Origin of the sequence: Micromonospora arida (assembly GCF_003857035.1) — a bacterium.
GTDB lineage: Bacteria > Actinomycetota > Actinomycetes > Mycobacteriales > Micromonosporaceae > Micromonospora > Micromonospora arida.
Window position 1 is genome coordinate 1 of sequence record NZ_QGSY01000078.1, and the last position, 25356, is coordinate 25356.

Here is a 25356-nt window from a genome sequence, read left to right on the forward strand (position 1 = left end):
GGGGTGGGGTGGGCGCGGAGGGCTGGGTGCGGTGGTCTTGTTGCAGGGGACGCCGATGCCGAGGTTGACGCGGTCGGTCTGGCCGTTCGACGTCACGATGAGAGGTACGCAGGCGGCCTGCGCGACCCAGGTGCCGCCGACGAAGGCCATCCACTGAGCCTGCCCACCCTCCGGCGCGCAGGCGTGCACCGTGACGGTCGCCGCGGGCGTGCCGGTGCCGCCCCAGCCGAGCCGGGCCTTGTCCTGCCAGCCCGGTGCCACCCGCAGGTCGACGACCGTGCCGGCGCGGACGACGAGCCCCCATTTGGCGAACAGCCGCGCCGCCGGATCGGCCTCCCCGGAATCTTCCGCAGACATCACGGGGGCGGTGGGCACCGCCACGTCTTCGCCCACCAGCCGGTAGCCCGCCGGCAGTGCTGGCAGCGTGTCGACCGATGTCGTGCAGGGCGGCCCACCACCACTGGCGTCCGTCGACGGCGCCGCACCGGTGGCTGGCGGGGTGGCGTGCTGGCGGGAGTCACCCGCGGGCGTGCAGGCGGCCAGGGCCACCACCAGGCTCAGGAAGCCCCACCAGGCGACCAGCCTGGTTCGGCTGCCCGGCCCGGGGTCCGGAAGGGCCGGGGCACGTGGGGGCCGGGTCGCACCGGCATGGGCACTCATCAGACATTCATAGCTGGTCGCCGGACCCGGCGCGGTCCTGGCCGGCAGGGCTCGCCGCCCATCTGACCGCCGCATCCGGCGCGCCAACTCGAAGTGGCGGGCCAACTCGGCGCTGACGGCTGGCGCCGCGATGGTTACGGTCGTGAATGCCGAGGTATCCCGACCGTTCGAGGAGTGATCGCATGCCCCCCTCTCCGTCCCGGCTCTTCGCCGAGATAGCGACGGCCGAACCACCCGCCGAGACCAGAGTGGTCATGCGACGGGCGGTGGTGCTCGGTGGCAGCATGGCCGGGTTGCTGGCGGCAAGGGTGTTGAGCGACCACGCCGAGGAAGTGCTGATCATCGAACGGGATCCGTCCGATGTCGACGCCGGTCCACGGCCGGGTGTGCCCCAGGGCAGTCAGGTGCACGCGCTGCTGCCCGCCGGTCAGGTCCAGTTGGAGCGCTGGTTTCCCGGCATCGCCGACGAGGCGCTCGCGCTCGGCGCCCCGCCGCCACCGCGCGACCCGGGCACGGCGAAGGTCTTCGTGAACGGCATGTTGGGTCTGCCGCCTGCGGCGACCGGCACCGGGCCGGCGCTGATCACCACGCGTCCGTTCCTGGAGGCGCTGGTCCGCCGACGCACCCTCGCCATCGACAACATCCGCATGGTGTACGGCCGGGCGGAGGGTCTGCTCTTCGACGAGCGGCGGGTCAACGGCGCCCGGTACGTGCCCGAGGGTGGCACCGAGCCCACCGTCGAAGCGGCGGACCTGGTGGTCGACGCGATGGGGCGGTCCAGCCGGTTGAGCGACTGGCTGGCCGAGCACGGATGGCCGCGCCCGCCGCTGCACCGCATGCCGATCAAGCTTAACTACGCCACGGCGCTCTTCAAGCGCGACGAGTCGGTCAGCGACGCCTGGGTGGCGGTCTTCCACACCATGGCGGGCAAGGGACGTACCGCCCGGATCGGTGGGATCAACTCGGTTGAGGGGGACCGCTGGATCATGCTGGTGGCCGGTTACGACGGGGACCGGCCCAGCCGCGACGTCGCCGACTTCACGGCCCGTTGCCGGGAGCACTACCCACAGATGTTCGGTGACATCGCCGAACACGGGGAGATGCTCGGCGGGGTGGTCACCTACCACCAGGCGGACAGCCGACGCCGCGACTTCCACAAGCTCGACCGTCTGCCCGCCGGGTTGGTCGCCGCCGGGGATGCGGTCGCGTCCTTCAACCCGGTGTACGGCCAGGGCATGACCTCCGCGACACTGCACGCCTCCTGTCTGTCGAAGTACCTGCGCTCCGGTCCGAAGCCGCACGACGAGCCCGCGCGCGCGTACTTCGACCAGGTCCGTGTGGTGGTCGACGCCGCCTGGCAGATCTCCACCACCGCCGACATCGAGTTGCCGCACGTCGACGGGCCGTACCCGCCCGGCTACAAGGTCACCAAGTGGTTCGGGGACCTGCTCTTCCGTGCGTCGCTGACCGACCCGGTGCTCAACGCCCGGCTGGGTCGGGTCACCACCATGCTCGACCACCCGGCCGCCCTGAGTCGCCCCGGCACCCTGTTCCGGGCCCTCCGGCTCGGCCTGCTCGGCGGCTCCCGGCGGTGATTCGTCGCCAAACCCGCCGCCGGTCGCGAGGGGCGGTGAAGAATGGTGGGCCGGGGAGGGATGCTGCGACGAACCGGGGGAACGGTCGTGCTCGGAACGAGCCTCCTTGGCCGGCTTCGCCGCCGTGACCCGGGTGACGCCATCCTGCGACGCGCGGCCCGGCTGACGCTCGTCGCGTCCGTCGTCTTCTACGGCTGCCGGTACGGCGCGGGCAGCTCGACGCTCGCCACGTACGGGTTGTTCGGCACGATCGCCGCCGGGTCGTTCGCGCAGCTCCCTGGTCCGGCGCCGCAACGGGCGCGGATCCTCGTGCTGTCGCTGCCGGTGGTGTGGGCGCTGATCGCGGCGGGCTCGCTGTTGGCGTGGAGCACCTGGGCGGCCGCCGGTGGCATGCTGGTCGTCGGGTTCGTGGTGGCGTTCGCCGGGGTCGGCAACCCGCGCCTGGTGGGTTTGGCGAGCGCGTTCCAGCTCTTCTACATCCTGGCGTCGTTCCCGCCGTACCAGCCGGGCACCCTGCCGGAGCGACTCGGTGGGGTGACCCTCGCCGTCGTGCTGCTCGCCGCGGCCGAGGTGTTTCTCTGGCCCGACCCGGTTCCGGTCTCCTACCGGCAGCGCCTCGCCGAGGCGGCGGACGGCGTCGCCGCCTTCCTCGACGCCGCTGCCGAGAAGTTGACCGACCCGCACGCCGCTGCGGGTGACCCGGACAGGCGGCGCGAGCGGGCGCACGACGTGGTGGCGGCGATCGAGCTGAACCGCAGCCCTCCGGCGTGGGCGCCCACCGCGGCGGGCGCTCAGGATCGGGCGTTGCGGATCTGCGCGGCCGCGTTACGGGAGGTGCTCGGCGAGGCGGACCGGTTGGCGGCGGACGCTCCGCCGGAGCCGATACCGGACCTGGCGGCGGCGCGTCTGCTGCGCTCGTGCGCGGACACCACCCGCGCGGTCGGCCGGAGCCTGTCGCCGGGTGCCCCGGCGGTGGCCCCGGCCGACCTGGATGTGGCGGTCGGACGAGCCGAGGCGGCGTACCCGGTGGGGGACGGCCAGGTCCGCGACGCGCCGGACGTACCCCGGTTGTGCCGGGACGCGACCGCGCTGGCCCTCGCGGACCAGGTGCGGGTCTTCGTCGTCGGTTCCCGGGTGGCTACCGGGGCGCGGCTCGGCGACGACGACGCCTCCTCGGCGCTGTTCGCGTACGCCAGGCGCAGCCCGTGGACGCTGTACTGGTGGCAGTTCCGCGCCCACCTGGCGCCGCGCTCGGCCCACCTGCACAGCTCGCTGCGGCTGGCCGTGGCGCTCGCCATCGCCCGGGTGGCCGCCGGAGTGTTGCAGCTGACCCACGGCTTCTGGGTGCTGCTGGCCACCCTCACCGTCCTGCGCACCTCGGCCGCCGACACCCGCACCGCCCTGCGGCCGGCCGTGCTGGGCACGATCATCGGTGCGGTCGTCAGCGGCGCGGTGATGGTTGTCGTCGACGATCCGATCGTGTACGCCGTCGCCCTGCCGGTCACCCTGCTGCTGGCCTTCGGCGTCGGCCGCCTGCTCGGTCCGGTGTGGCAGCAGGCGCTGTTCACACTGCTGCTGACCGTCGTCTTCGCTCAGCTCAGCCCGGAAGGGTGGCGGCTCGCCGAGGCCCGCCTCGTCGACGTGCTGCTCGGCGCGGTGATCGGCGTGCTCGCCGGGGTGGCGATCTGGCCGCGCGGCGCGGGCCACGACCTGCGGCACAACGCCACCCGGTACCTGGCCGCCAGCGCGGACGCGGTCGAACGGACGGTCCAGTCGATGCTCGGCGATGCTCCGCCACCCGCGGGTGCCCTCAGCCGGGTCCGTCGCCGGATGGTCCTGATCGACTCGTCGTACTGCCAGTACCACTCGGAGCGGCACGATCCGCACCGTCAACAGGTGAACTGGGACGCCGTGCTGAGCGCCGGGCACCACGTCGTGCCCGGCGCGGAGTCGCTGCTGCGCCGCAACCCGCCCGGCTGCCTCGCCGGCTGGCCCGGGGCGGCGGCGTTGCTGCGGGACTCCGCCGCGCGAATGCGATCGGCGTACGACGCCCTCGCCGACGAGGTCGCCCACGGCCGGACGTCGGACCGGGCGCCGGTCTCGACCAGTTGCGTCGACCAGTTGGACCGGATCCGTCCGCTCCTCGGCGAGGCCGACCATCAGTCGGTCCGGCACCTGGTGGAGGTCGACCGGTGGCTCGCCAGCCTCGCCGACGGTCTCGCCCGGATCCCCCTGCCCGCTGCCGACGAGTCGATCGGGCGCCGCCGGCAGCCATGACACCGGTGCCGCCGGTGTCGATGTGACCGATCCGGTGCCCCAACCAGTCATGGCGTGCCAGGCCCCCGCTGACGAGACCGCGACCGACGCTGCCGTCTTTCTCGACAACGAGATCACCGACCAGCTCGCGGCTCGACGGCGTGAGCAGACCGCCCAGCAGGCGGAGTTCACCGCCTTCGTCGAGACCGCCGCACCGAGGCTTCGTCCGGATCCGACAGGCCGCCGATCGCCGATTGGTCGTGCCCGTCGCGCGTCGCTCGGCCTAGCGTCGACGGCATGGAGATCGAGCAGGCGCAGAAGCTGTGGCAGCCGGAGCCTGGCTGGTTGAACACCGCCAGTTACGGGTTGCCGCCGGAGCCGGCGTGGGCGGCGTTGCAGGAGGCTCTCGCCGTCTGGCGGGTTGGTCGTACGTCGTGGGAGGGCTGGGGCGAGTCGACGCACCGGGCTCGCGTCACCTTCGCCGACCTCATCGGGGTGCCGGTCGGTGACGTGGCAGTCGGCGCGGCGGTGTCCCAGCTCCTCGCGCCGGTCGCGGCGGCGCTGCCGGCCGGTGCCACGGTGGTGGTCCCCGAGGTCGAGTTCACCTCGAATCTCTTCCCCTGGCTGGTTCAGGAGGAGCGTGGCGTCAAGGTCCGCACGGTGCCGCTGGAGTCTCTGGTCGACGCCATCGACGCCGATACCGACCTGGTGGCGTTCAGCCTGGTGCAGTCGGCCGACGGGGCGGTCGCCGCGTACGACGAGATCGTGGCCGCGGCCCGCGCCCACGACGCGCTGGTGGCGGTGGACGCGACCCAGGCGTGCGGCTGGCTGCCGTTCGACGGCAGCCGGGCCGACGCGGTGGCGGTGGGCGGCTACAAGTGGCTGATGAATCCGCGCGGGACGGGGTACGCCTATCTGGCCCCCGGGTTGCGCGAGCGGCTGCGCCCCGACGCGGCCGGCTGGTACGCGGGCCGTGACCCGCACGCCTCCTACTACGGCCCGCCGCTGCGGCTGGCCGACGACGCCCGCAGGTTCGACATCTCACCGGCCTGGTTCAGCTGGGTCGGTGCGGCGCCCGCCCTGGAGGTGGTCGCCGAGATCGGCGTGGCGGCGATCGGAGCGCACAACGTGGCGCTGGCCAACCGGTTCCTGACCGGGCTGGGCCGGGCACCGGGGCAGAGCGCCATCGTCAGCGTGGACGTGCCGGACGCGGAGCAGCGCCTCGCGGCGGCCGGCATCCGGGCGGCGGTGCGCGCCGGACGCGTCCGGGCCTCGTTCCACATCTACTCCACCGAGGCCGACGTGGACGCCGCGTTGACCGCGTTGACCGGATAGGCCGGCCGCGCCCGTTGCGGGGCACGGCCGGCCGGTCGGTCAGGAGCAGATGCTGAAGGTCGCACTCGTGTACGCGAGAGGCTTCCACTCCAGATCGGGCCCGAGGCTCATGTCCCACCTGCCGTCCGGGAGGCGGCCGAAGTAGATGAAGTTGCTGCCGAGCCCGTCGTAGTAGAACCAGTTGTCGCCTTCGTACGTGCTGAGGCGGGTTGCTGCCCTCGCGAGGGTCCTGGGGCCGACAACGCCGTCGCTCACCAGGCCCCGGTCGCTCTGCCACCGCTTGGTGGCGGCCGTCGTGACCGCACCGAACCTGCAGTCGACGCCGGAGGCGGCAAGGTAGCCGTCGGCAACCAGGATCTTCTGCCACATGGCGACGACGTTGTTGTACGACCGGGTCGACGCGGAGATGGGGCCCTCGTCGTTCCAGTCGTCGGTCCAGGTGCCGGAGCCCGCGACGTACCCCTGGCTGACGCTCGCGGACGCGGGCGCGGCCGCGATGACGACAGCGCCGGCGGTGGCGACGGCCATCGCCATCGTGGCTGCTCTGATTCGTAGGAACATGCGTATCCCCCTCTGACTGATTGGGCGGGTGGTACGCGAATACACGTCTGGCCACGCCGCTCTGTTGCACGTCAGTCAGGAGACGGACACTTGGGCTCAGGCCAGGTGACCACCGATCTTCGTGTACCCGCGCAGCAGGTCCCGGGAGATGATCAGCCGCTGCATCTCGTCGGTGCCCTCGAAGATCCGGTAGAGCCGGACCTGCCGGTACCAGCGTTCGATCGGCAGCTCTCGGGTGTAGCCCATGCCGCCGTGGATCTGGAGCACCCGGTCGACCACCCGGTTGACCATGCCGGCGCCGTAGAGCTTGCCCATCGACGAGGCGTGCCGGGGGTCGAGGCCCGCGTCGACCGTCCACGCCGAGCGCAGCACCAGCCAGCGGGCCGCCTCCAGCTCCGTCTCGGAGTCGGCGATCATCCACTGGATGGCCTGGTTGGTGCCGATCGTCGTGCCGAAGGTCTCCCGGGTGTTGGCGTAGTCGATGGCCATCTGCAACACCCGCTCGGCGATGCCGATGGCGTGCGACGGGATGGTGTAGCGCCCCTTGCCGATCCACTCCATGCCGAGCGTGAAGCCCTGCCCGATCTCACCGAGGATGTTGCGGTGCGGCACGCGTACGCCGTCGAAGATGAGTGACGCGGGCCCGCCCTCGCCCATCGTCTGGATGAACTCCGAGCGCCAGCCCATCGACCGGTCCACGAGGAAGGCGGTGGCGCCGCCCTTGCGGGCGCCCTTCTCCCGGTCGGTCACCGCGACCACGATGGCGAAGTCGGCGTCGTGACCGCCGGTGATGAAGGTCTTCTCGCCGTCGAGGATCCAGTCGTCGCCGTCGCGGCGGGCGGACAGCCGGATGTTGGCCGCGTCGGATCCGGCGCCCGGTTCGGTGATGGCGAAGCAGGAGCGTCGCTCGCCCTCGATGGTCGGGATGAGGAACTCCCGCTTCTGCTCCTCGGTGGCGTGGAACAGGATGTTGTCCGCCTCGCCGCCGAAGCGGAACGGCACGAACGTGCGGCCCAGCTCGGTCCAGATCAACGACTGGAGTACGGCTGGCAGGTTCATCCCGCCGTACTCCTCCGGGGTGGCCAGGCCCCAGAAGCCGAACTTGCGTGCCTTGAGCTGCAGTTCGCGCACCTCGGAGTGGTCGAGGCCCGGCTGGTGCGCCCGCTCCCGGCGGAGCACCTCCGCTTCCAGGGGCATCACCTCGCGGGTGATGAACGCGCGCACGGTGTCCCGGACGGCGCGTTCCTCGTCGGACAGTGCGAAGTCCACGGTTCCCCCTCGGTCGGCGTGGTGGTGCGCCGCCACGGGCCGTAGCGGTCCCTCATAAACTAGCGGTGTAAGTTTTCATTCGTCCAGACCCCTTCTCCGGCCGACATGGTGACGCCTGCCCGCAGGCGGTCCCGATAGGGTGCGTGAACAGGTGGTTCCCACGGGGAGGGACACCGCAGACCGAGGAGTTCTGACGTGCCCCGACCTCGACGGCCTCTGCTCACCCGCGACCGGATCGTCGAGACGGCGCTCGCGCTGATCGACGCCGACGGGCTCGGCGCGCTCTCCACCCGCCGACTCGCCGCCGCGCTCGGCGTACAGGGCCCGTCGCTCTACAACCACTTCGCCACCAAGGACGAGATCCTCGACGCGGTCGCCGACACGGTCACCGTTGCCGTCGACACCAGCGGCTTCGCCAGCCGGGACTGGCTCACCGCGCTGCGAGACTGGGCGTGGTCGTACCGGCGGGCGCTCACCGCCCACCCGAACATCGTGCCGTACCTGGCGCAGGGGCCGGGTCGTCGACCGGCCGCCCTCGCCATGGCCGACGCGGTCTACGGCGGGCTGGTCCGGGCCGGGTGGCCGCCGGCCCGCGCCACCCACATCGGCGCGGCGCTGCGTTACTTCGTGGCCGGGTCGGCGCTCGGCTCGTTCGCCCGCGGTTTCGTCGAGGACCCGGAGCTGTACGCGGCGCACTACCCGCACCTTCGCCAGGCCCACCGGCTCGCCGAACACCAGCAGAGCGTGGACGAGGGCGCCTTCGCCCTGGGCCTGGACGCCCTGCTGCACGGTCTGGCGGCCGAGTACACCCGCACCGTCGAGACGGTGGAGTCCGCCCGGCCCAACGGGTAGCGTCCAAACTCCCAGCGCTAGTTTCATCGCCCGTCGCGACCCCCATCGCCCACCCTCGAAGGGACGACATGGACCTCGCCGCCCCGCCGTCGCTGTTGCCCGACTCCCTGCGCCTCCGGCCCCACCTGCACGTCGGAGGGGAGTGGACGCCTCCCGCCGACGCCGGTCTCATCGACGTGGAGAACCCGAGCACCGGAGAGCTGATCGGGCAGGTGCCGGCCGGCACCCCGACCGACGTGGATCGCGCCGTGGCCGCGGCCCGGGCCGCGTTTCCCGGCTGGTCGGCCGCCACCCCCGCCGAGCGCTCCGCCCACCTCGACCGGCTGCACGCGGCGCTCACCGCCCGCGCCGACGACCTCGCCCGCACCATCGCCGTGGAGCTGGGCGCGCCGCTCAAGCTCGCCACCCGGGTGCAGGTCGGGCTCCCACTGACCGTGCTGCGCGACCACGTCGCGCTCGCCGCCCGCGCGCCGGTCGAGGAGAGCGTCGGCAACTCTCTCGTCGTCCGCGAGCCGATCGGCGTGGTCGGCGCGATCACCCCGTGGAACTACCCACTGCACCAGGTGATGGCGAAGCTCGCACCCGCCCTGGCCGCCGGCTGCACGGTGGTGCTCAAACCCAGCGAGCTGACCCCGTTGACCGCGTACCTGCTCTTCGACGCGGTCACCGAAGCCGGCCTGCCGCCGGGCGTGCTCAACCTGGTCCCCGGCACCGGGCCGGTGGTCGGTGAGGCGCTCGCCGGGCACCCCGACGTCGACATGGTCTCCTTCACCGGTTCCACCGCCACCGGCGCGCGAATCATGCGGCTCGCCGCCGACCGGATCGCCCGGGTCGCGCTGGAGCTGGGCGGCAAGTCCGCCAACGTGATCCTCCCCGAGGCCGACCTGGCCACCGCCGTCAAGGTGGGCGTCGGCAACGCCCTGCTCAACTCCGGGCAGACCTGTACCGCCTGGACCCGGATGGTGGTGCACCGCGACCGGTACGACGAAGCCCTCCACCTGATCGCCACGGCGGTGGCCGGCTACCGACTCGGCGACCCGTTCGACCCGGCGACCCGGCTCGGCCCGCTGGTGTCCGCCGCCCAGGCCGAGCGCGTGCGTGGCCACATCGATCGGGCCCTCGCCGACGGCGCCCGGCTGGTAACCGGCGGGCCCGACGCCCCGGTGCCGAGCCGGGGGCACTTCGTCGCCCCGACCGTCTTCGCCGACGTGCACCCCGACAGCGCGCTCGCCCAGGAGGAGGTCTTCGGCCCGGTGCTCGCCGTCATCCCGTTCGCCGACACCGACGAGGCGGTCGCCATCGCCAACAACTCGAAGTACGGGCTGGCCGGCGCGGTCTGGTCCGCCGACACCGACGCGGCGCTCGCCGTGGCCCGGCGGCTGCGCACCGGCGCGGTCGACATCAACGGTGCGCCGTTCAACCCGCTCGCCCCGTTCGGCGGCTACAAGCAGTCCGGTCTGGGCCGGGAGTTGGGCGTGCACGGGCTGGCCGAGTTCTGCGAGATGAAGGCGATCCAGCGATGACCGACCCCGAGCTGTCCCCGACCGCCTCCGCGGGCCGCACCGAACTGTCCCCGGCCGCGCCGGGCGGCGGCACCGAGCCGGCACCCGCGCCGGTCATTGTTCGCGCGCTGGTCGCGCGCGGGTCCGGCGCCGAGCTGCGGGTCGAGCGGGTACGCCTGCCCGCGCCCGGCCCCGGCGAGGTGCGGGTGACGATCAGGGCGGCCGGTGTCTGCCACTCCGACCTGTCCATGGTCAACGGCACCCTCGCCGCGAGGTTCCCGCTGGCGCTGGGGCACGAGGCGACCGGTGTGGTGGCCGAGGTCGGGCCGGGCAGTCAACTGACCGTCGGCACACCGGTGGTGCTCAACTGGGCACCGGCCTGCCGGGCCTGCTGGTGGTGTCGGCACGGCGAGCCCTGGCTCTGCGCCGCCACCACGGCCCCGACCGTGCCCCGCGGCGAGACCGACGACGGCGTCCCGCTGCACCTGACCCTCGGCCTCGGCGCGCTCGCCGAGGCGGTGGTGGTACCCGAGCGTGCCGTCATCCCGATCCCCGCCGGGCTGCCGCCCGAGCAGGCCGCACTGCTCGGCTGTGCGGTGCTCACCGGCGTCGGTGCGGTCCGGAACACCGCCCGGGTGGCACCCGGCGAGTCGGTGGCGGTCGTGGGGCTCGGTGGGGTCGGGCTCGCCGTACTCAGCGCGGCCCGCCGGGCCGGTGCCACGACGATCCTGGCCATCGACGTCGCCGAGGCGAAACGGGACCTGGCGCTGGCCGCCGGGGCGACCGACTTCCTGCTCTCCGACGACCGGCTCTCCAAGGAGGTACGGGCGCGCACCGAGAGCCGGGGCGTCGACCACGCCTTCGAGTGCGTCGGTCGGGCCGCCACCATCCGCGCCGCCTGGCGGCTTACCCGGCGCGGGGGAGCGGTGACAGTGGTCGGCATGGGCGCGAAGGACGACATGGTCAGCCTGGGCGCGCTGGACATTTTCCACTCCGCGCGCACGCTGCGCTCCTCGGTGTACGGCTCGTCCGATCCGGACCGGGAGGTGCCGGTGCTGGCTGCCGAACTCGCCGACAGTGCACTGGATCTGGGTGTGCTGGTCAGCGGGACGGTTCCGTTGGACGAGGCGCCTGCGGCGTTCGACCGACTGGCCCGGGGTGAGGGCGCTCGCTGGGTGGTCACCCTGGACTGACGCTGGTCACAGCCGGCAGCTCAGTACGTCGTCGCGACGCGACCATCGACATCCCAGCTATTTGTCGGGGCGACTGGCGTGGTTGGCCAGGTGCCCTGGGTCGACCCGGGAAGGGCCAACCCTGGGCACCCGGGCGACGAGAGCCGGGCGACTGGTCAGAAGGGTGGGGCGTCCTCGCCCATCAGCGCCAGCACGACGCCGCCCTTGCCGCTCTTGAGGCCCTGGACGACGACCTTGCCGGTGCTGCCGTCGGGCAGCTCCAGGGTGAAGGTCTTACCGACCGCGTTCTTGGGGCCGTTGCCGGCGCTGTTGGCGGGTCGGAAGTCGCCTGCCCAGGGCGGAATCCCGCCCCTACGGGCCGGCTCGGCGAAGAGCGCGGCGGTGCCGGGGGTCCTGGTGCCGTCTGAGGAAAGGAGCACTGAGGCGCTGCGAAAGGTAGCCATATGCGCCAAGGCTAACCCGGACCATGCCGTTCGCGGCACCACAGCTGCCCGAAACGGCGATTCGGTCGACCCTTTCGTCGCGGGTCGTTGCGCCCGGACCTATACCTAGCAGTACTATGCATCGTACCTCTAGGTTTGGAAGCGGGGGGTCTCATGAAGGTCGCCAAGGATCTGGTCGCCGCCTCGGCGACGCCGATGGTGCTCGGCATCCTGGCTGAGGGTGAGAGCTACGGCTACGCCATCCTCAGGCGAATCAACGAGCTGTCCGGGGGTGAGCTGGACTGGACCGAAGGGCTGCTCTACCCGTTGCTGCACCGGCTCGAGCGCCTCGGTCACCTGGAGTCGAGCTGGCAGGCGGTCGCCGGCGAGCGGAAGCGTAAGTACTACCGCATCACCGACCGGGGTCTGGCCGAGCTGGCCGAGCAGCGCCGCCAGTGGGACACCGTGGTGGGCGCGCTCAAGGAGATCTGGCACGACCGCGCGCCGCTGACGGTTCACCCGTTGGAGGGCCTGGCATGACCGCGCACGACGGGCCGCAGGGATTGGAAGCGCAGTTCGAGCAGTGGCGCCAGTACGTGCTGCGCCGCCGGGAGCTGCAAGCGGTGGACGCCGACGAACTGGAAGACCACCTTCGCGGCTCCGTCGACGAGCTCGTCGCCGCCGGCCTGAGCCCGGACGAGGCGTTCCTGGTGGCGGTGAAACGAATGGGCAGCCTCGACGACCTCTCCCGCGAGTTCGCCCGGGAACACTCCGAACGGTTATGGAAGCAGTTGGTGCTGACCGGCGACTCCGGCAGCCCGGTCGGCGGCACGCGCTCGGTCCGGGACCTGTGGGTCATGCTCGGCTGTGCGGCGGGTGCGGTGGTGTCCGTCAAGGTGCCGGCGCTGTTCGGGCTGAGCTTCGCCGACGACGGCTCGTTCTACGCGCGGAACTTCACGCTGTTCGCGCTGCCCTGGCTGGCGGCGTACCTGGCCTGGCGCCGGGGAGCCCGACGGACGGTGATCGCGGCACTGGCGGTGCTCTTCGTCCTCGGCGCCGTGGCAGCCAACGCCTACCCCCTGGCGGACGATTCGCAGTCCGTGGTCGTCACCAGCGTCCACCTGCCCATCGCCCTGTGGCTGGTGGTCGGCCTGGCCTATGTCGCCGACGACTGGCGCTCCTCCCGTCGACGCATGGACTTCATCCGGTTCACCGGCGAGTGGTTCATCTACCTGGTGCTGATGGCCCTGGGTGGCGGCGTGCTCTCCGCGTTCCTGTTCAACACCTTCGCGGCCATCGGGATCGTCCCGGAGGCGTTCGTCTCGCAGTGGCTGCTGCCCGGTGGCGCCGCGGCCGCGGTCGTGGTGGCCGGATGGCTCGTCGAGGCCAAGCAGAGTGTCGTCGAGAACATCGCGCCGGTCCTCACCCGGCTGTTCACCCCGCTCTTCACGGCCGCCCTGCTCGCCTTCCTCGTCGCTGTCGTCTGGACCAGCCACGGCATCGACGTCGAGCGGGAGGCACTGCTCCTCTTCGACCTCCTGCTGGTCGTGGTGCTGGGGTTGCTGCTCTACTCACTCTCGGCCCGTGACCCGCTGGCCCCGCCCGGCCCGTTCGACAAACTCCAACTCGCGCTGGTGGTCAGTGCGTTGGCCATCGACGTGCTGGTGCTGCTGGAGATCACCGGGCGAATCACCGACGAGTACGGCGGTACGCCGAACCGGGCGGCCGCGCTCGGCGAGAACGTGATCCTGCTGGTCAACCTCGCGTGGTCGGCGTGGCTGCTGCTGTCCTTCATCCGTCGGCGCACGCCGTTCGCGGCGCTCGAACGGTGGCAGACTGGCTACCTGCCGGTGTACGCGGCGTGGGCCTGGATCGTCGTCCTCGTCTTCCCGCCGCTGTTCAGCTTCGCCTAGGCGGGCAATTCCTCACGGAGAGCGGTATACCTCAGAGGCGAAAATATGCCTCTGAGGTATACCGCTTGATGCCGCATCCGCCCCGACGAAGGTGACCGATGGGTGATCGCCCTGGGGCTGCGGGTCACTTTCCGGTGACGATGCCCGGGTTGATGCAGAGCCCCGGGTTCGCGCCGTTCTTCTCCGCGATCTCCAGACAACGGGTCACCTTGTCGACCTTCGCGTTGGTCTCGGTGATCTGCTTGGAGATCTCGGCGTTCTTGCGGTCCTGCTCCAGGTTGCGGGTCTGCGCCAGCTTGTCCTGGAACGCCTTGATGTTGCCCTCGGTCTTGTCGTCGTGGTTCACCCGGGTGATGGTCACCGAGAGGATGTCCACGTCGGTGGCGAGGCGGCTCTCCGCGCTGGTCTTGATGTTCGCCGAGAACGGCTTCAGGTCGACGTTGAGGTCGCCGGTCTGGGCGTCGATCTTCTCCAGCGGGTTGTACGCGGCGAAGGCGTCGTTGACCGCGCTGTCGAGCTGCACACCCACCCGCTGACCCCGGAAGCTGCCGAAGTCGCCCTTGTAGTCCATGAACTGCTTCGGCGCGTTCTCCGGCTTGACCTGCCATTCGACGAGCACCTCGACGCAGGCGTCGGCGAGGGTGCCGGTGCGCACGCGTACGCAGTTGTTGCCGCCGATGTGGTCGTACTTCTGCCGGCCCGCGTCCCACTCGCCGACCTTCTGCCAGGGCGCCACCCACTTCAGGCCCGAGCCGGTCACCTCGCCGGTGGGCTTGCCGAAGCTGGTGACGATGCCGACCGAGCGGATGGGCACCGAGTGGGCGCTGGAGGCGATACCGACGACCAGCGTGATTGCGAGAAAGCCGAGCGCCGCGAGGGCGGCCATCCGCTTGAGAGACCGTGCGGGAGCGACGAGAGCGACGACGGCGCTGACCGCCAGGGCGACGGCGAAGACGATCGCCATGGTGAAGCCGACGGGCATGGGGTGGGGACCTTCCGGTGGGTTGTGTGGATCATCAACCTAGGGGGTCCGGTCAAGTCGACGGCGCGGAGGAGTGGAGTTAAGGCACGTCAACTGCGGGTCGAATATGGAGCCCATCGACATGGTTCGACTCCGGCGGCCCGCCGTAGGTTTCGTCCACGCGACGGGCCTGTGACCGCGGTCACCGAAACGACCGTCGCCGCGATGTGCGGAGGATGAGGCGATGGCCGGGCAAGCGCTCCTGTCGGCCCGTGGGCTGACCCGCGACTTCCGGGGCTTCCGGGCGGTCGACGACGTCGACCTCGACGTGGCGTCGGACAGCGTGCACGCGCTGGTCGGCCCGAACGGCGCGGGCAAGACCACCCTGTTCAACCTGCTCACCGGCTTCCTGCGCCCCAGTGGCGGCCGGATCGAGCTGGCCGGGCGGGACGTCACCGGGATGCCCCCCGAGCAGGTGGCACGGCTCGGTGTGGCCCGTTCGTTCCAGATCACCAGTCTCTTTCCCCAACTGTCCGCGCGCGAACACGTCGCGCTGGCGTTGCAGTCGTCCAGCGGGCTGGGCTGGCGGTTCTGGCGGTCGGCGAAGCTGATGGGCCGCTACACCGAACGGGCCGACGAACTGCTGGCCATGGTGGGACTGGCCGAGCTGGCGCACGCCCCCTCGGCGTCCTTGGCGTACGGCCGGAAACGAGCCCTGGAGCTGGCCATCGCCCTGGCGCTGGACCCGAAGGTGCTGCTGCTCGACGAGCCGACTGCGGGGATGGGCCTGGAGGACGTCGACCGCACCGTCGAGCTGATCGGTCGGGTCCGGCAGGGCCGGACCGTGGTGATGGTCGAGCACAACATGAGCGTGGTCGGCCGTCTCGCCGACACCGTCACCGTGCTCCAGGCCGGCAAGGTCCTCGTCGAGGGCCCGTACGAGCAGGTCCGTGCCGACGAGCGCGTGATCACCGCCTACCTGGGAGCCGCCGATGCTGCGCATTGAGAACCTGTCCGCCTTCTACGGCGAGGCGCAGGTGCTGCGCGACGTCAGCCTCGAGGTCTGCGCCGGTGAGGTGGTCACCCTGGTCGGCCGCAACGGTGCCGGCAAGTCCACTCTGCTGCGCTGCGTGATGGGGCTGCACCCCGGTCAGCGCGGCGCGGTGGAGCTGGACGGGCGGGACATCACCAGGTTGCCGGCGCACAAGCGGGCCCGCCTGGGGCTGGGCTGGGTGCCCGACGACCGGGGCAGCTACGCCACGTTGACCGTCACCGAGAACCTCACGCTGCCACCCACTGTCGGCCCCGACCCGTGGTCGCTGGAGCGGGTGTACGAGGCGTTCCCGGCCCTGTACACCCGACGGGACTCGGCGGCCACCATGCTCTCCGGCGGCGAGCAGCAGATGCTCGCGCTGGCCCGGGTGCTGCGGATGGGCGCCCGGCTGCTGCTCTGCGACGAGCCCACCGAAGGGCTGTCGCCACTGCTGGTGCAGCAGGTCGGCGACCTGCTGCGCGAGGCCAAACGGCACGGGGTGACCGTGCTGCTGGTCGAACAGAACCTGCACTTCGCCACCGGTGTCGCCGACCGGCACTACCTGCTGGCCGAGGGCCGGGTCGCCGAGGCGATGGACAACTCCGAGGTGCGTTCGCGCGAACGCGAACTGCTCGCGTACCTCGGGATCTGAATTTTCTCAACGACGACCCGCGCGACGCCGCGCGGAATGGATGGAGTGGGCATGCGCAGGACGATGGGTGTGGCCGCGGCGTCGGCTGTGGTGGTGCTGGCCGCCGGGTGCGGTGGCGGTGGCCCACAGTCGAGTGGCGATCAGAAGCTGACCGGCGACAAGATCGTGCTGGGCGTGCTCAACGACCAGTCCGGGGCGTACTCGGAGTTGTCCGGAAAGAACTCGGTGGCGGCGGTGGAGATGGCCATCGCCGACTTCACCGCGAAGTACGGCGACAAGGCGGTGACCAAGGACATCACCGTGGAGACCGCGGACCACCAGAACAAGCCGGACGTGGCCAACTCCAAGGCACAGGAGATGTACGACCGCAAGGGCGTCGACCTGATCCTGGACGTGCCCACCTCGTCGGCCGCGCTGAAGGTCGCCGACGTGGCGAAGGAGAAGAAAAAGCTCTATTTCAACATCGGGGCGGCGACCACCGACCTGACCGGCAAGAGCTGCAACAAGTACACCTTCCACTACGCGTACGACACGTACATGCTGGCCAACGGCACCGGAAAGACCACCACCGAGCAGATCGGCAAGAACTGGTACATCCTCTACCCGAACTACGCCTTCGGTCAGGACATGGAGAAGAGCTTCTCCACCGCGATCACGGCGGCTGGCGGCACTGTCGTCGGCAAGGACGGGGCGCCGTTCCCGAACACCAGCGGTGACTTCTCCACCTTCCTGCTCAAGGCGCCGAACCTGAACCCGAAGCCGGACGTGCTGGGCACCATGCAGGCCGGCGCGGAGCTGGTCAACGTGGTGAAGCAGTACAACGAGTTCAAGCTGCGGGACAAGGGCGTCGGCCTGGCGGTGGGGCTGATGTTCCTCACCGACATCCACTCGCTCACCCCGGCCGCGCTGGCCGGCACCACGTACACCGACGCCTGGTACTGGAACTTCGACGCGAAGAACCGGGAGTTCGCCGACCGCTTCCAGCAGAAGGCCGGCACCCGGCCGACCTTCGCGCACGCCGCCAACTACTCCGCGGCGTTGCAGTACCTGGAGGCGGTGCAGGCCGCCGGCACCGACGACGCGGACGCCGTGGTCAAGGGCCTGGAGGGCAAGACGGTCGAGGACGTCTTCCTGCGCAACGGGAAGATCCGCGCCGAGGACCACCGGGTGGTGCACGACGCGTACCTGGCCCAGGTGAAGCCGCAGTCCGAGGTCACCGAGCCGTGGGACTACGTGAAGGTGCTCAAGACGATCCCCGCCGCGGAGGCGTTCCGCGCGCCCTCGGCGGACTGCAAGCTGTGAGTGCGAGGAGTGAGCCGGTTTTGCGAGCCCCGCAGTCACGAACGGAAGTGACGCTGTGAGCGGATTCGCGCAGAACACGTTCAACGGGCTGGTGAGTGGGGCGTTCTACGCCCTGCTCGCCCTCGGGCTCGCGGTCATCTTCGGCATGCTGCGAGTCGTCAACTTCGCCCACGGCGCGTTCTACATGCTCGGCGCGTTCGGGGCGTACGTGCTGCTCAGCGAGGCGGGCGTGCCGTTCTGGGCCGCCCTGGTGATCATGCCGGTGGGGTTGGGTCTGCTCGGCATGGCGCTGGAACGCGCGGTGATCCACCGGCTGACCAAACTGGACCCGCTCTACAACTTCCTGCTCACCTTCGGTCTGACGCTGATCCTTCAGGACCTGGTGAAACTGCGCTACGGCGTGCAGTCCAGCCCGTACGAGACGCCGTCGCTGTTGAGCGGGTCGGTCGACTTCGGGCTGTTCGACTTCCCGACGTACCGGGTGTTCATCCTCGGCTTCGCGGTGCTGCTCTGCGTCGCGGTGTGGTGGGTGCTGACCCGGACCCGGATCGGCATGGTGGTCCGTGCGGCCACCGAGCGGCCGGACCTGACCCGTGCGTTCGGCATCGACGTCGGACGGTGGGTGACTCCGGTCTTCGGCTTCGGCATCGGGCTGGCCGGCCTCGCCGGTGTGCTGGCCGCGCCGATGCGCGCGGTCAACCCGCTGATGGGCGCCGACCTGATCATCGTGGTGTTCGCGGTGGTGGTGATCGGCGGGCTGGGCTCGATCTTCGGGTCGGTCGCCGCCGGCTTCGGCATCGGACTCGTGCAGGCGTGGGGTGAGGCGTACCTCTCCAACTTCCCGCTCGTCTCGCAGACGATCGTCTTCGTCGTGATGGCCGGCGTGCTGCTCTGGCGCCCGGCCGGCCTGTTCGGTCGGGAGGAGGCCCCCGCATGACCAACACCGTGGACACTCCTACCGACGCGTCCCGTTCGACGCCACCGTCCGGGCTGATCGCCGTGGCCCGGGCCCCCGGCTGGGTCCGGTACGCGCTGCTCGCCGTCGGCCTGGCCGTCGCGGCGTGGCTGCCCAACGGCCTCTACCCGGCGGTCGCGGTGGACATCCTCTGCTGGGCGCTCTTCGCCGTGGCGGTGGACCTGCTGCTCGGCTTCACCGGGCTGATGTCCTTCGGCCACGCCGCGTTCTGGGGCACCTCCGCGTACGTCACCGGGCTGGTGGCCATCCACGCCGGCCTGCCGTTTCCCCTCGCGGTGCTGGCCGGGGCCCTCGCCGCGGCCGTCCTCGCCGTGCCGATCGGGTACCTGGCGGTCAAGCGGACCGGCATCTACTTCGCCATGGTGACCCTGGCCTTCGCGCAGATGGTCTACTACGTCGCCAACGAGTGGCGCTCGGTGACGCAGGGCGAGAACGGCCTCCAGGGGGTGCCCCGCGAGCTGTTCGGCGTCGACCTCACGGACGACTACTTCTTCTACTACGCGATCCTGCCGATCGTGCTGCTCGGGCTCGCCGCCGCCTGGCGGATCGTGCACTCACCGTTCGGTCGGGTGCTGGTCGGCATCCGGGACAACCCGGCGCGGGCGAGGGCGCTGGGCTACCCGGTGCACCGCTACAAGCTCACCGCGTTCGTGCTCTCCGGGTTCATCGCCGGCCTCGGTGGCGGGTTGTTCGCGGTCGGCCACCGGTTCGTCTCGCTGGACGTGCTGCACTGGACCACCTCCGGCAAGGCGGTCATCGTGGTGGTGCTCGGCGGGATCGGCACCCTCTGGGGTGGGGTGCTCGGCGCCGCCCTCGTGGTCCGGCTGGAGGACTGGTTGTCGTTCTCCGGGTTCGAGGCGATCGGTCTGGTCACCGGCGGCATCTTCGTCCTGGTCGTCGTGCTGTTCCGGCGCGGCATCTGGGGCAGCGTCGCCGCGCTGGCCCACCGGCTGGCGGCCCGCCGCCGCTGAAATTCCGCGACGGCGCATCCACCAGGTGCCCGCCGAGCGAACCCCCGGGTAGAGAACGTCTACCCGGGGGTACGTCTGGTGCTGACCGATCCGATGCCGGCGGAGGCCGTGGAGATCGCGCACAAGCAGGTGTCGCTGGCTGCCGAGGACCTGGACGCCAACGCCGTCGCGACGCTGGTGCTGGAGTTGGCCGAGGCCTGGGGCGTGCCGGCGCTCTGGGAGCAGGTCTGTCGTCCGTTGCTGGCCCGGCTGTCGGGGCGTACCGCCGTCGAGGTCGTCGTCGAGCACGCCCTCTGCGAGGGTGTCCGGGTCGGGTTGGACGTCTACCGCCGGGAGCCGGGTCGGTCACTGCGCACCGGCGGGGTGCTGCTGGCCGGCGCCGAGAAGGAGGCGCACAGCCTGGGTCTGCTGGCGCTCGCCGCCGCGCTGCGAGAGCAGGGCCGCGGCTGTCTGAACCTCGGCCCCGCGCTGCCCTGGCCCGCGCTCACCAGGGCGGTGTACCGGGCCCGCCCGCGCACCGTCGTGCTCTGGTCGCAGACGCCGCTCACCGGCCGCGCGTACCGCCTGGTGCGCTTCGCCCGGGACTTCCCGCTCCTTCGGGTGTACGGCGCGGGACCGGGCTGGATCGAGCCGCTCGGCGGTCCGGCGGTCCGTCTCGGCACGTTGACGGAGGCCGTCGACGCCTGCCTGGCGGGCGCGCCCGGGCGTGATGCCCACCACATACGATACGGATCGGTGCCGTATCGTTAATACACGTCGTAGGCTGACTCGCGTTACGAGTCTGACCCGTATCGTATTTCGTCGCGGGTGATCAGCGTGGGGGGAAAGCCAGGCATGGAGCTGCACAACAACACCGGACACCCGAGGCGGTGGGCGATCCTGGGGGTGCTGGTGATCAGCCTCCTCGTGGTCGTCCTCGACAACACGATCCTCAACGTCGCCCTGCGCACCCTGGCCGACCCGGTGCACGGTCTCGGCGCCAGCCAGGGCGAGCTGGAGTGGTCCATCAACTCCTACACGCTCGTCTTCGCCGGGCTGCTGTTCACCTTCGGGGTGCTCGGCGACCGCGCCGGCCGCAAGCGCTTCCTGATGATCGGACTGGTGCTGTTCGGCCTGGCGTCGCTGCTCTCCGCGTACGCCCAGAGCCCCGGACAGCTCATCGCGGCCCGCGCCCTGATGGGGGTCGGCGGCGCGGCCATCATGCCGGTGACTCTGTCGATCATCTCGAACGTCTTCGACCCGCGCGAGCGTGGTCGGGCCATCGGGGTCTGGGCCGGTGCGGTCGGTCTCGCCGTGGCGATCGGCCCGATCCTCGGCGGCGCGCTGCTGGAGCACTTCTGGTGGGGCTCGGTCTTCCTGATCAACGTGCCGGTGGTCGTTGCCGGCGTGATTCTGGTGGCGCTGCTGGTCCCCGAGTCGCGTGACCCGCGGCCCGGCCGGATCGACGTGCTCGGCGTGCTGCTCTCCGTGGTCGGCCTGGTCGCCCTCTCCTACGGCATCATCGACGGCGGCGAGCACGGCTTCGGCCGCCCGGTGGCCTGGGGCTCGATCCTGGTCGGCGTCGCGGTGCTGGCCTGGTTCGTCCAGCACGAGCGGCGCAGCGACCACCCGTCGCTGGACGTCCGACTGTTCAAGGTGCCCCGGTTCGCCGCGCCGGTCGCCATCGTCGGCCTGGTGTTCTTCGCCGCGATGGGCTCGATGTTCTTCGGCTCGTTCTACCTGCAACTCGTGCGCGACTACAGCCCGTTGCAGACCGGTCTGCTCTTCCTGCCCTTCGCCGGCGCCCAGCTGGTCTTCGCGCCGCGCAGCGCCGCGATGGTCCGCCGCTACGGTGGTAAGGCCGTCGCCGCCGTCGGGTTGGTGCTGACAGTGGTGTCCCTCGCTGCCTTCGTCTTCATCGGCGCCTCCACCCCGATCTGGATCGTGCTGCTGGTCTTCCTCATCCAGGGCGCCGGGATGGCCAACATCATGCCGCCGGCCACGGAGTCGATCATGTCTGCGCTGCCCCGGGAGAAGGCCGGGGTGGGCTCCGCGGTCAGCAACACCATCCGCCAGGTGGCCGGTGCGCTCGGCGTCGCCGTCCTCGGCTCGGTGCTCTCCGCGGTCTACCGCAGCGACATCGGTGACGCGCTGACCGGTCTGCCCACGCAGGCCCAGGACGCGGCCAACGAGTCGATCTCCGGTGCCTACGCGGCGGCGGGCCAGCTCGGTCCGGCGGCGCCAGGGCTGATCTCGGCGGCCAACGAGGCCTTCGTCACCGCCATGCACTGGGCGGCCGGGCTCTCCGCGGTGATCGCCGCACTCGGGATCATCGTGGTGCTGCGCTGGATGCCGGGCAAGGAGGACATGAGCGTCGCCCCGGCGGCGCCGGTCGCCGAGCCTGAACTGGCCGGCACGGCATAGGTTCGGGGAGAATGGCGGACATGACGTCCACTGCCGATGCTCCGCGGTCGCCCGGGCGACCGCGGAGCATCCGCGCCGACGAGGCGATCATCGAGGCCACCCTCGACCTGCTCGCCGAGGGCAGCACCATCGAAGCGCTCTCGATCGAGGCGATCGCCACCCGCGCCGGGGTCGGCAAGGCCACCATCTACCGCCGCTGGGCCGGCAAGGACGCGTTGCTGCTGGACGCGCTGCGGCGACTCAAGGGCGTGATGGCCCAGCCGGCGGGCCACTCCGTCCGCGACGACCTGGTGCTGCTGGTCGGCGCGATCGGCAAGAACGTCGACCCACGAGCGGCCAAGATCATGCCCTGCCTGGCACCCGCCGTGAACCGCAGCGCCGACCAGTTCCAGCTCTACCAGAACATCATCTCGCCCCGGCGGCAGCTGATGCGCGAGGTGCTGCGGCGCGGCATCGACGAGGGCGTGCTGCGCGCCGACATCGACGTCGAGGTGACGATGGCGCTGCTCACCGGGCCGATGCTGATCCAGCGGGTGCTCCAGTGGAACCCGGACCTGGACGAGCAGTCCCTGCCCGAACGGGTCGTCGACGCCGTGCTGGAGGGCATCCAGGTCCGCTGACGCCGGGCGCTGGGTCAGCGGCTGTAGTGTCCGCTGACGCCGGGCGCTCGGTCGGCGGCGTTCGTGCCGCCGGCCCGCGTCGGTCAGCCGGCCGGTGCGCGCAGTCGGTGCAGACGCAGCGCGAGCTGCACCTCCAGCGCCCGCTCGGGCCGCTGCCAGTCGACGCCGAGCAACTGCCCGACCCGCTCCAACCGCTGGGTCACCGTGTTGACGTGCACGTGCAGCTGTTCGGCGGCCCGGGCCAGGCTGCCACCCACCCCGAAGTACGCCTCCAGCGTCTTCACCAGAGCCGTGCCACGCCGGGCGTCGTAGTCGAGCACCGGCCCGACGGTGGCGCTGAGGAACTCGGTCACGTCCTTCTCACCCCGGTCACCGACCGTGCCCAGCAGCAGCCCGACGAAGCCCAACTCCACGGTGCTCGCGCCCTGCCCGGCGCGGCCCAGCGCGCCCAGCGCCGTCAGGCACCGGTCCGCCTCCTGGAACGTCCCGGCCAGCGCCGCCGGTGTGTTCGACGGGCCACTCGCCCCGGCGGTCACCGGTCGACCGGTCACCCGGGACAGGTCCCGGGCCACCGCGCGGGCGCTGCCGCCCGCGTCCAACCCCGGCAGCATCAGCACCACCCGGCCGTCGCGCGCCGCGGCCAGTCCACCGCGCGCCGAGGCGTACGTGGTGGCCCAGGAGAGCACCCGCTGCCGAGCCGAGCCGGTCGCGGCGATCGCGTCGTCGCCCACCGCCACCAGCACGTGCGGGGCGTCCAGGTCCACGCCGAGCCGACGGGCCCGACTGCGCAGCGCGTCGGTGTCGCGCAGCGGGCGGGCGATCAGGTCGTCCAGCAACTCGCCACGCACCCGCCCCTCCGCCTCCGCGACCGTCCGGCGGAACAGCAGCAGCAGCGCGGTCACCAACGCGGCCCGCTCCAGGATGCGCTGGTCGGCGTCGACCAACTCGTCGTCCGGGCGCAGCACCAGGGCGCCCAGGTTCTCCGCGCCGGCCACCACCGCCGCGTACCAGAGCGGACCCCGCCGTACGCTGCGCCCCTCGGTCCGGGACGCGGCCACCGCCTCGACGATGTCCGCGCGGTCCGGCTCCTCGATCTCACCCACCCGGGCCAACAGGCGGCCCTCGGCGTCCAGTGCCAGCAGCGCGCCACCCAGCACCTCGGTCACGGCAGCCGCCACGTCCTCCACACCGCCGCCGCGCAGCACCAGCGCTGTCATCCGGTCGTGTGCCGCCGCGGCCCGCTCCACCGAGCTGCTGTGCGCCCGGATGGTGGTGTTCGCCGCCGACAACTCGGCCAACGCCGAACGGGTCTCGGTCAGCAGCCGGGCGGTGTCGATCGCCACCGCGGCGTGCGCGGCCAGCGACACCAGCAGTGCCACCTCCTCCCGGACGAACGGCCGGGCCGAACGGTTGGCCGCGTAGAGCACCCCGATCGAGGTCGAACCGAGCCGCAGCGGCACCCCCAGGATCGCCACCAGACCCTCCTCGCCCACCCCGGCGTCGATCTCGCCGGTGTGGTGGAAGCGCGCGTCCTCGCCGTAGTTGGCGGTGACGTACGGGGCACCGGACTGGGCCACCAGGCCACCGAGACCGGCGCCCATCGGCAGGCGCAGCCGCTGGAAGCGGGCCGAGACCGACCCGTCGGTCACCCGCATGTAGGTGTCGCCACGTTCGTCGTCGTTGAGCGTCATGTACGCCACGTCCGCGCCCAGCAGGTGACGGGCCCGGTGCACGATCGCCCGCAACACGTCGTCCAGATCGCGCAGCCCAGCCAGGTCGCTGACCGTGTCGTACAGGCCGGACAGCTCGCTCTCCCGGCGGCGGCGACGCTCCAGCAGCGCGCGGACCCGCAACGCCACCGACTTGGCCTGTTCCAGCTCGGCCAGCCGGTCCGGCGGCAGCCCGGCGGCCCGCGCGGCCACCAACGGTCCCTCGAACTCGACCGCCGCGGCCTCTCGGGCGAGCAGCTCCAGGAAATCCACCGGCGACGACATGGTCGACATTGTGCTCAGCCCCACTAGTTGGCCGTCCAGCCCCCGTCGAGGGCGATCGACGCCCCGGTGATGAACGCCGCCGGCGGCGAGCAGAGGTACGCCAGCAGCTCGGCCACCTCCTCCGGCTCGATCAACCGTTTGATCGCGGCCCGGGCCAGCATGATCTTCTCGATCACCTCGGCCTCGTCGATGCCGTGACTGGCCGCCTGGTCGGCGATCTGGCTCTCCACCAGCGCGGTACGCACGTACGCCGGGTTGATGCAGTTGGCGGTGACCCCGTGCGCGGCGCCCTCCAACGCGACCACCTTCGACAGCCCCTCCAGGGCGTGCTTGGCCGAGACGTAGGCCGCCTTGTACGGCGAGGCGCGCAACCCGTGCACCGAGGAGATGTTGACGATCCGCCCCCAGCCCCGCGCGTACATGTGCGGCAGCGCCCGGCGGATCAGCAGGAACGGCGCCTCCACCATCACCCGCTGGATGTACTCGAACCGCTCGACGGGAAAGTCCTGCAACGGCGCGACGTGCTGGAGCCCGGCGTTGTTCACCACGATGTCCACGTCCACGTCGAGTGAATCCACCGCCGCGGCGTCGGACAGGTCCACGCCCTCGGCCCGGCCACCGGCCTCGGCGGCCACCGCCTTGGCCGCCTCCAGGTTGCGGTCCACCACGAGCACCTTGGCGCCGGCCGCGCCCAGCCGCAGGGCACACGCCCGCCCGATGCCGCCGCCGCCCCCGGTGACCAGGGCGGTCCGACCTGAGAGGTCGACCTGTACGACGTGGGGGACCACCACGGGTTCTGCCGTCATGGCGCAAGAAGTTACGAGCTGTGTGCTCCCCGGCACATGGGCCAGCGACACATACTCCGCACCAAAGCCTGTCTCTTATA

23 protein-coding genes are annotated in these 25356 nt (G+C 71.4%); 16 read left to right on the forward strand and 7 right to left on the reverse strand.

Going from position 1 to position 25356, the window contains the following annotated elements; all coding sequences use genetic code 11:
- Positions 1 to 660 (reverse strand): hypothetical protein (locus tag DLJ58_RS02345; RefSeq protein ID WP_124853643.1); only part of this gene is annotated, 660 nt, incomplete at its 3' end.
- A gap of 182 nt (positions 661 to 842) precedes the next feature.
- Here DLJ58_RS02345 and DLJ58_RS02350 point away from each other — a divergent pair.
- From DLJ58_RS02350 to DLJ58_RS02360, 3 genes are all read left to right on the forward strand, one after another.
- Positions 843 to 2255, forward strand: a complete 1413-nt coding sequence (locus DLJ58_RS02350) for an FAD-dependent oxidoreductase (RefSeq protein ID WP_208740801.1) — start codon at positions 843 to 845, stop codon at positions 2253 to 2255.
- Between the two features lie 87 nt (positions 2256 to 2342).
- Entirely contained in the window at positions 2343 to 4532 is a 2190-nt protein-coding gene (locus DLJ58_RS34830; RefSeq protein ID WP_279635826.1) for an FUSC family protein, read from the forward strand.
- Positions 4533 to 4808: 276 nt separating this feature from the next.
- Complete coding sequence (locus DLJ58_RS02360; RefSeq protein WP_124853645.1) at positions 4809 to 5846, forward strand: aminotransferase class V-fold PLP-dependent enzyme; 1038 nt, start codon at positions 4809 to 4811, stop codon at positions 5844 to 5846.
- A gap of 39 nt (positions 5847 to 5885) precedes the next feature.
- Here DLJ58_RS02360 and DLJ58_RS02365 read toward each other — a convergent pair whose 3' ends face one another.
- Together DLJ58_RS02365 and DLJ58_RS02370 are read right to left on the reverse strand one after the other, a co-directional pair.
- Positions 5886 to 6407 carry a peptidoglycan-binding domain-containing protein gene (locus DLJ58_RS02365; RefSeq protein WP_124853646.1) on the reverse strand — a complete coding sequence of 174 codons (522 nt, stop codon included), beginning with the start codon at positions 6405 to 6407 and terminating at the stop codon, positions 5886 to 5888.
- 96 nt (positions 6408 to 6503) lie between these two features.
- Entirely contained in the window at positions 6504 to 7676 is a 1173-nt protein-coding gene (locus DLJ58_RS02370) for an acyl-CoA dehydrogenase family protein (protein ID WP_124853647.1), read from the reverse strand.
- A gap of 195 nt (positions 7677 to 7871) precedes the next feature.
- Between DLJ58_RS02370 and DLJ58_RS02375 the strand changes: the two genes are divergently transcribed.
- The 3 genes from DLJ58_RS02375 to DLJ58_RS02385 all read left to right on the forward strand — a co-directional run bounded on the left by DLJ58_RS02375 (position 7872) and on the right by DLJ58_RS02385 (position 11223).
- A complete protein-coding gene (locus DLJ58_RS02375; protein WP_124853648.1) occupies positions 7872 to 8528 on the forward strand; it encodes a TetR/AcrR family transcriptional regulator C-terminal domain-containing protein in 657 nt (218 codons plus the stop codon).
- 68 nt (positions 8529 to 8596) lie between these two features.
- Entirely contained in the window at positions 8597 to 10051 is a 1455-nt protein-coding gene (locus DLJ58_RS02380) for an aldehyde dehydrogenase family protein (protein WP_124853649.1), read from the forward strand.
- Positions 10048 to 11223, forward strand: coding sequence for an alcohol dehydrogenase catalytic domain-containing protein (locus tag DLJ58_RS02385; protein WP_244218746.1), 1176 nt, complete (start codon positions 10048 to 10050; stop codon positions 11221 to 11223). The genes DLJ58_RS02380 and DLJ58_RS02385 overlap by 4 nt, the downstream gene beginning before the upstream one ends.
- A 155-nt stretch (positions 11224 to 11378) precedes the next feature.
- Here the strand turns inward: DLJ58_RS02385 and DLJ58_RS02390 are convergent, their stop codons facing one another.
- Positions 11379 to 11666, reverse strand: a complete 288-nt coding sequence (locus DLJ58_RS02390; protein WP_030488337.1) for a hypothetical protein — start codon at positions 11664 to 11666, stop codon at positions 11379 to 11381.
- A gap of 153 nt (positions 11667 to 11819) precedes the next feature.
- Here DLJ58_RS02390 and DLJ58_RS02395 point away from each other — a divergent pair, with 153 nt between their 5' ends.
- Together DLJ58_RS02395 and DLJ58_RS02400 are read left to right on the forward strand one after the other, a co-directional pair.
- Positions 11820 to 12185, forward strand: a complete 366-nt coding sequence (locus tag DLJ58_RS02395) for a PadR family transcriptional regulator (RefSeq protein ID WP_091401794.1) — start codon at positions 11820 to 11822, stop codon at positions 12183 to 12185.
- Positions 12182 to 13558 (forward strand): permease prefix domain 1-containing protein, encoded by a 1377-nt coding sequence (locus DLJ58_RS02400; RefSeq protein ID WP_124853650.1) that lies wholly within the window; start codon positions 12182 to 12184, stop codon positions 13556 to 13558. Before DLJ58_RS02395 ends, DLJ58_RS02400 begins: the two co-directional genes overlap by 4 nt.
- A 124-nt stretch (positions 13559 to 13682) precedes the next feature.
- Here the strand turns inward: DLJ58_RS02400 and DLJ58_RS02405 are convergent, their stop codons facing one another.
- Entirely contained in the window at positions 13683 to 14540 is an 858-nt protein-coding gene (locus DLJ58_RS02405) for an SPFH domain-containing protein (RefSeq protein WP_124853651.1), read from the reverse strand.
- Positions 14541 to 14763: 223 nt separating this feature from the next.
- On the opposite strand from DLJ58_RS02405, the gene DLJ58_RS02410 reads away from it, so the two are divergent.
- The 8 genes from DLJ58_RS02410 (at position 14764) to DLJ58_RS02445 (ending at position 22476) form a co-directional block, all read left to right on the forward strand.
- A complete protein-coding gene (locus tag DLJ58_RS02410) occupies positions 14764 to 15525 on the forward strand; it encodes an ABC transporter ATP-binding protein (protein WP_124853652.1) in 762 nt (253 codons plus the stop codon).
- Positions 15512 to 16204, forward strand: a complete 693-nt coding sequence (locus DLJ58_RS02415) for an ABC transporter ATP-binding protein (RefSeq protein ID WP_124853653.1) — start codon at positions 15512 to 15514, stop codon at positions 16202 to 16204. Before DLJ58_RS02410 ends, DLJ58_RS02415 begins: the two co-directional genes overlap by 14 nt.
- 51 nt (positions 16205 to 16255) lie before the next feature.
- Entirely contained in the window at positions 16256 to 17506 is a 1251-nt protein-coding gene (locus DLJ58_RS02420) for an ABC transporter substrate-binding protein (protein ID WP_386996724.1), read from the forward strand.
- A 55-nt stretch (positions 17507 to 17561) separates the two neighbouring features.
- Complete coding sequence (locus DLJ58_RS02425; RefSeq protein WP_112583340.1) at positions 17562 to 18443, forward strand: branched-chain amino acid ABC transporter permease; 882 nt, start codon at positions 17562 to 17564, stop codon at positions 18441 to 18443.
- Complete coding sequence (locus tag DLJ58_RS02430) at positions 18440 to 19453, forward strand: branched-chain amino acid ABC transporter permease (RefSeq protein ID WP_112583339.1); 1014 nt, start codon at positions 18440 to 18442, stop codon at positions 19451 to 19453. Before DLJ58_RS02425 ends, DLJ58_RS02430 begins: the two co-directional genes overlap by 4 nt.
- Positions 19454 to 19531: 78 nt before the next feature.
- Positions 19532 to 20203 (forward strand): transcriptional regulator, encoded by a 672-nt coding sequence (locus DLJ58_RS02435; RefSeq protein ID WP_244218747.1) that lies wholly within the window; start codon positions 19532 to 19534, stop codon positions 20201 to 20203.
- Positions 20204 to 20287: 84 nt separating this feature from the next.
- Positions 20288 to 21856, forward strand: a complete 1569-nt coding sequence (locus DLJ58_RS02440; protein WP_124853660.1) for an MFS transporter — start codon at positions 20288 to 20290, stop codon at positions 21854 to 21856.
- 11 nt (positions 21857 to 21867) lie between these two features.
- Complete coding sequence (locus DLJ58_RS02445) at positions 21868 to 22476, forward strand: TetR/AcrR family transcriptional regulator (RefSeq protein ID WP_124853654.1); 609 nt, start codon at positions 21868 to 21870, stop codon at positions 22474 to 22476.
- Positions 22477 to 22559: 83 nt separating this feature from the next.
- On the opposite strand, the gene DLJ58_RS02450 is transcribed toward DLJ58_RS02445, so the two are convergent.
- Together DLJ58_RS02450 and DLJ58_RS02455 are read right to left on the reverse strand one after the other, a co-directional pair.
- Positions 22560 to 24479 carry a helix-turn-helix domain-containing protein gene (locus tag DLJ58_RS02450; protein ID WP_124853655.1) on the reverse strand — a complete coding sequence of 640 codons (1920 nt, stop codon included), beginning with the start codon at positions 24477 to 24479 and terminating at the stop codon, positions 22560 to 22562.
- A gap of 14 nt (positions 24480 to 24493) precedes the next feature.
- Positions 24494 to 25276 (reverse strand): 3-hydroxybutyrate dehydrogenase, encoded by a 783-nt coding sequence (locus tag DLJ58_RS02455; RefSeq protein ID WP_124817383.1) that lies wholly within the window; start codon positions 25274 to 25276, stop codon positions 24494 to 24496.
- Positions 25277 to 25356 lie beyond the last annotated feature (80 nt).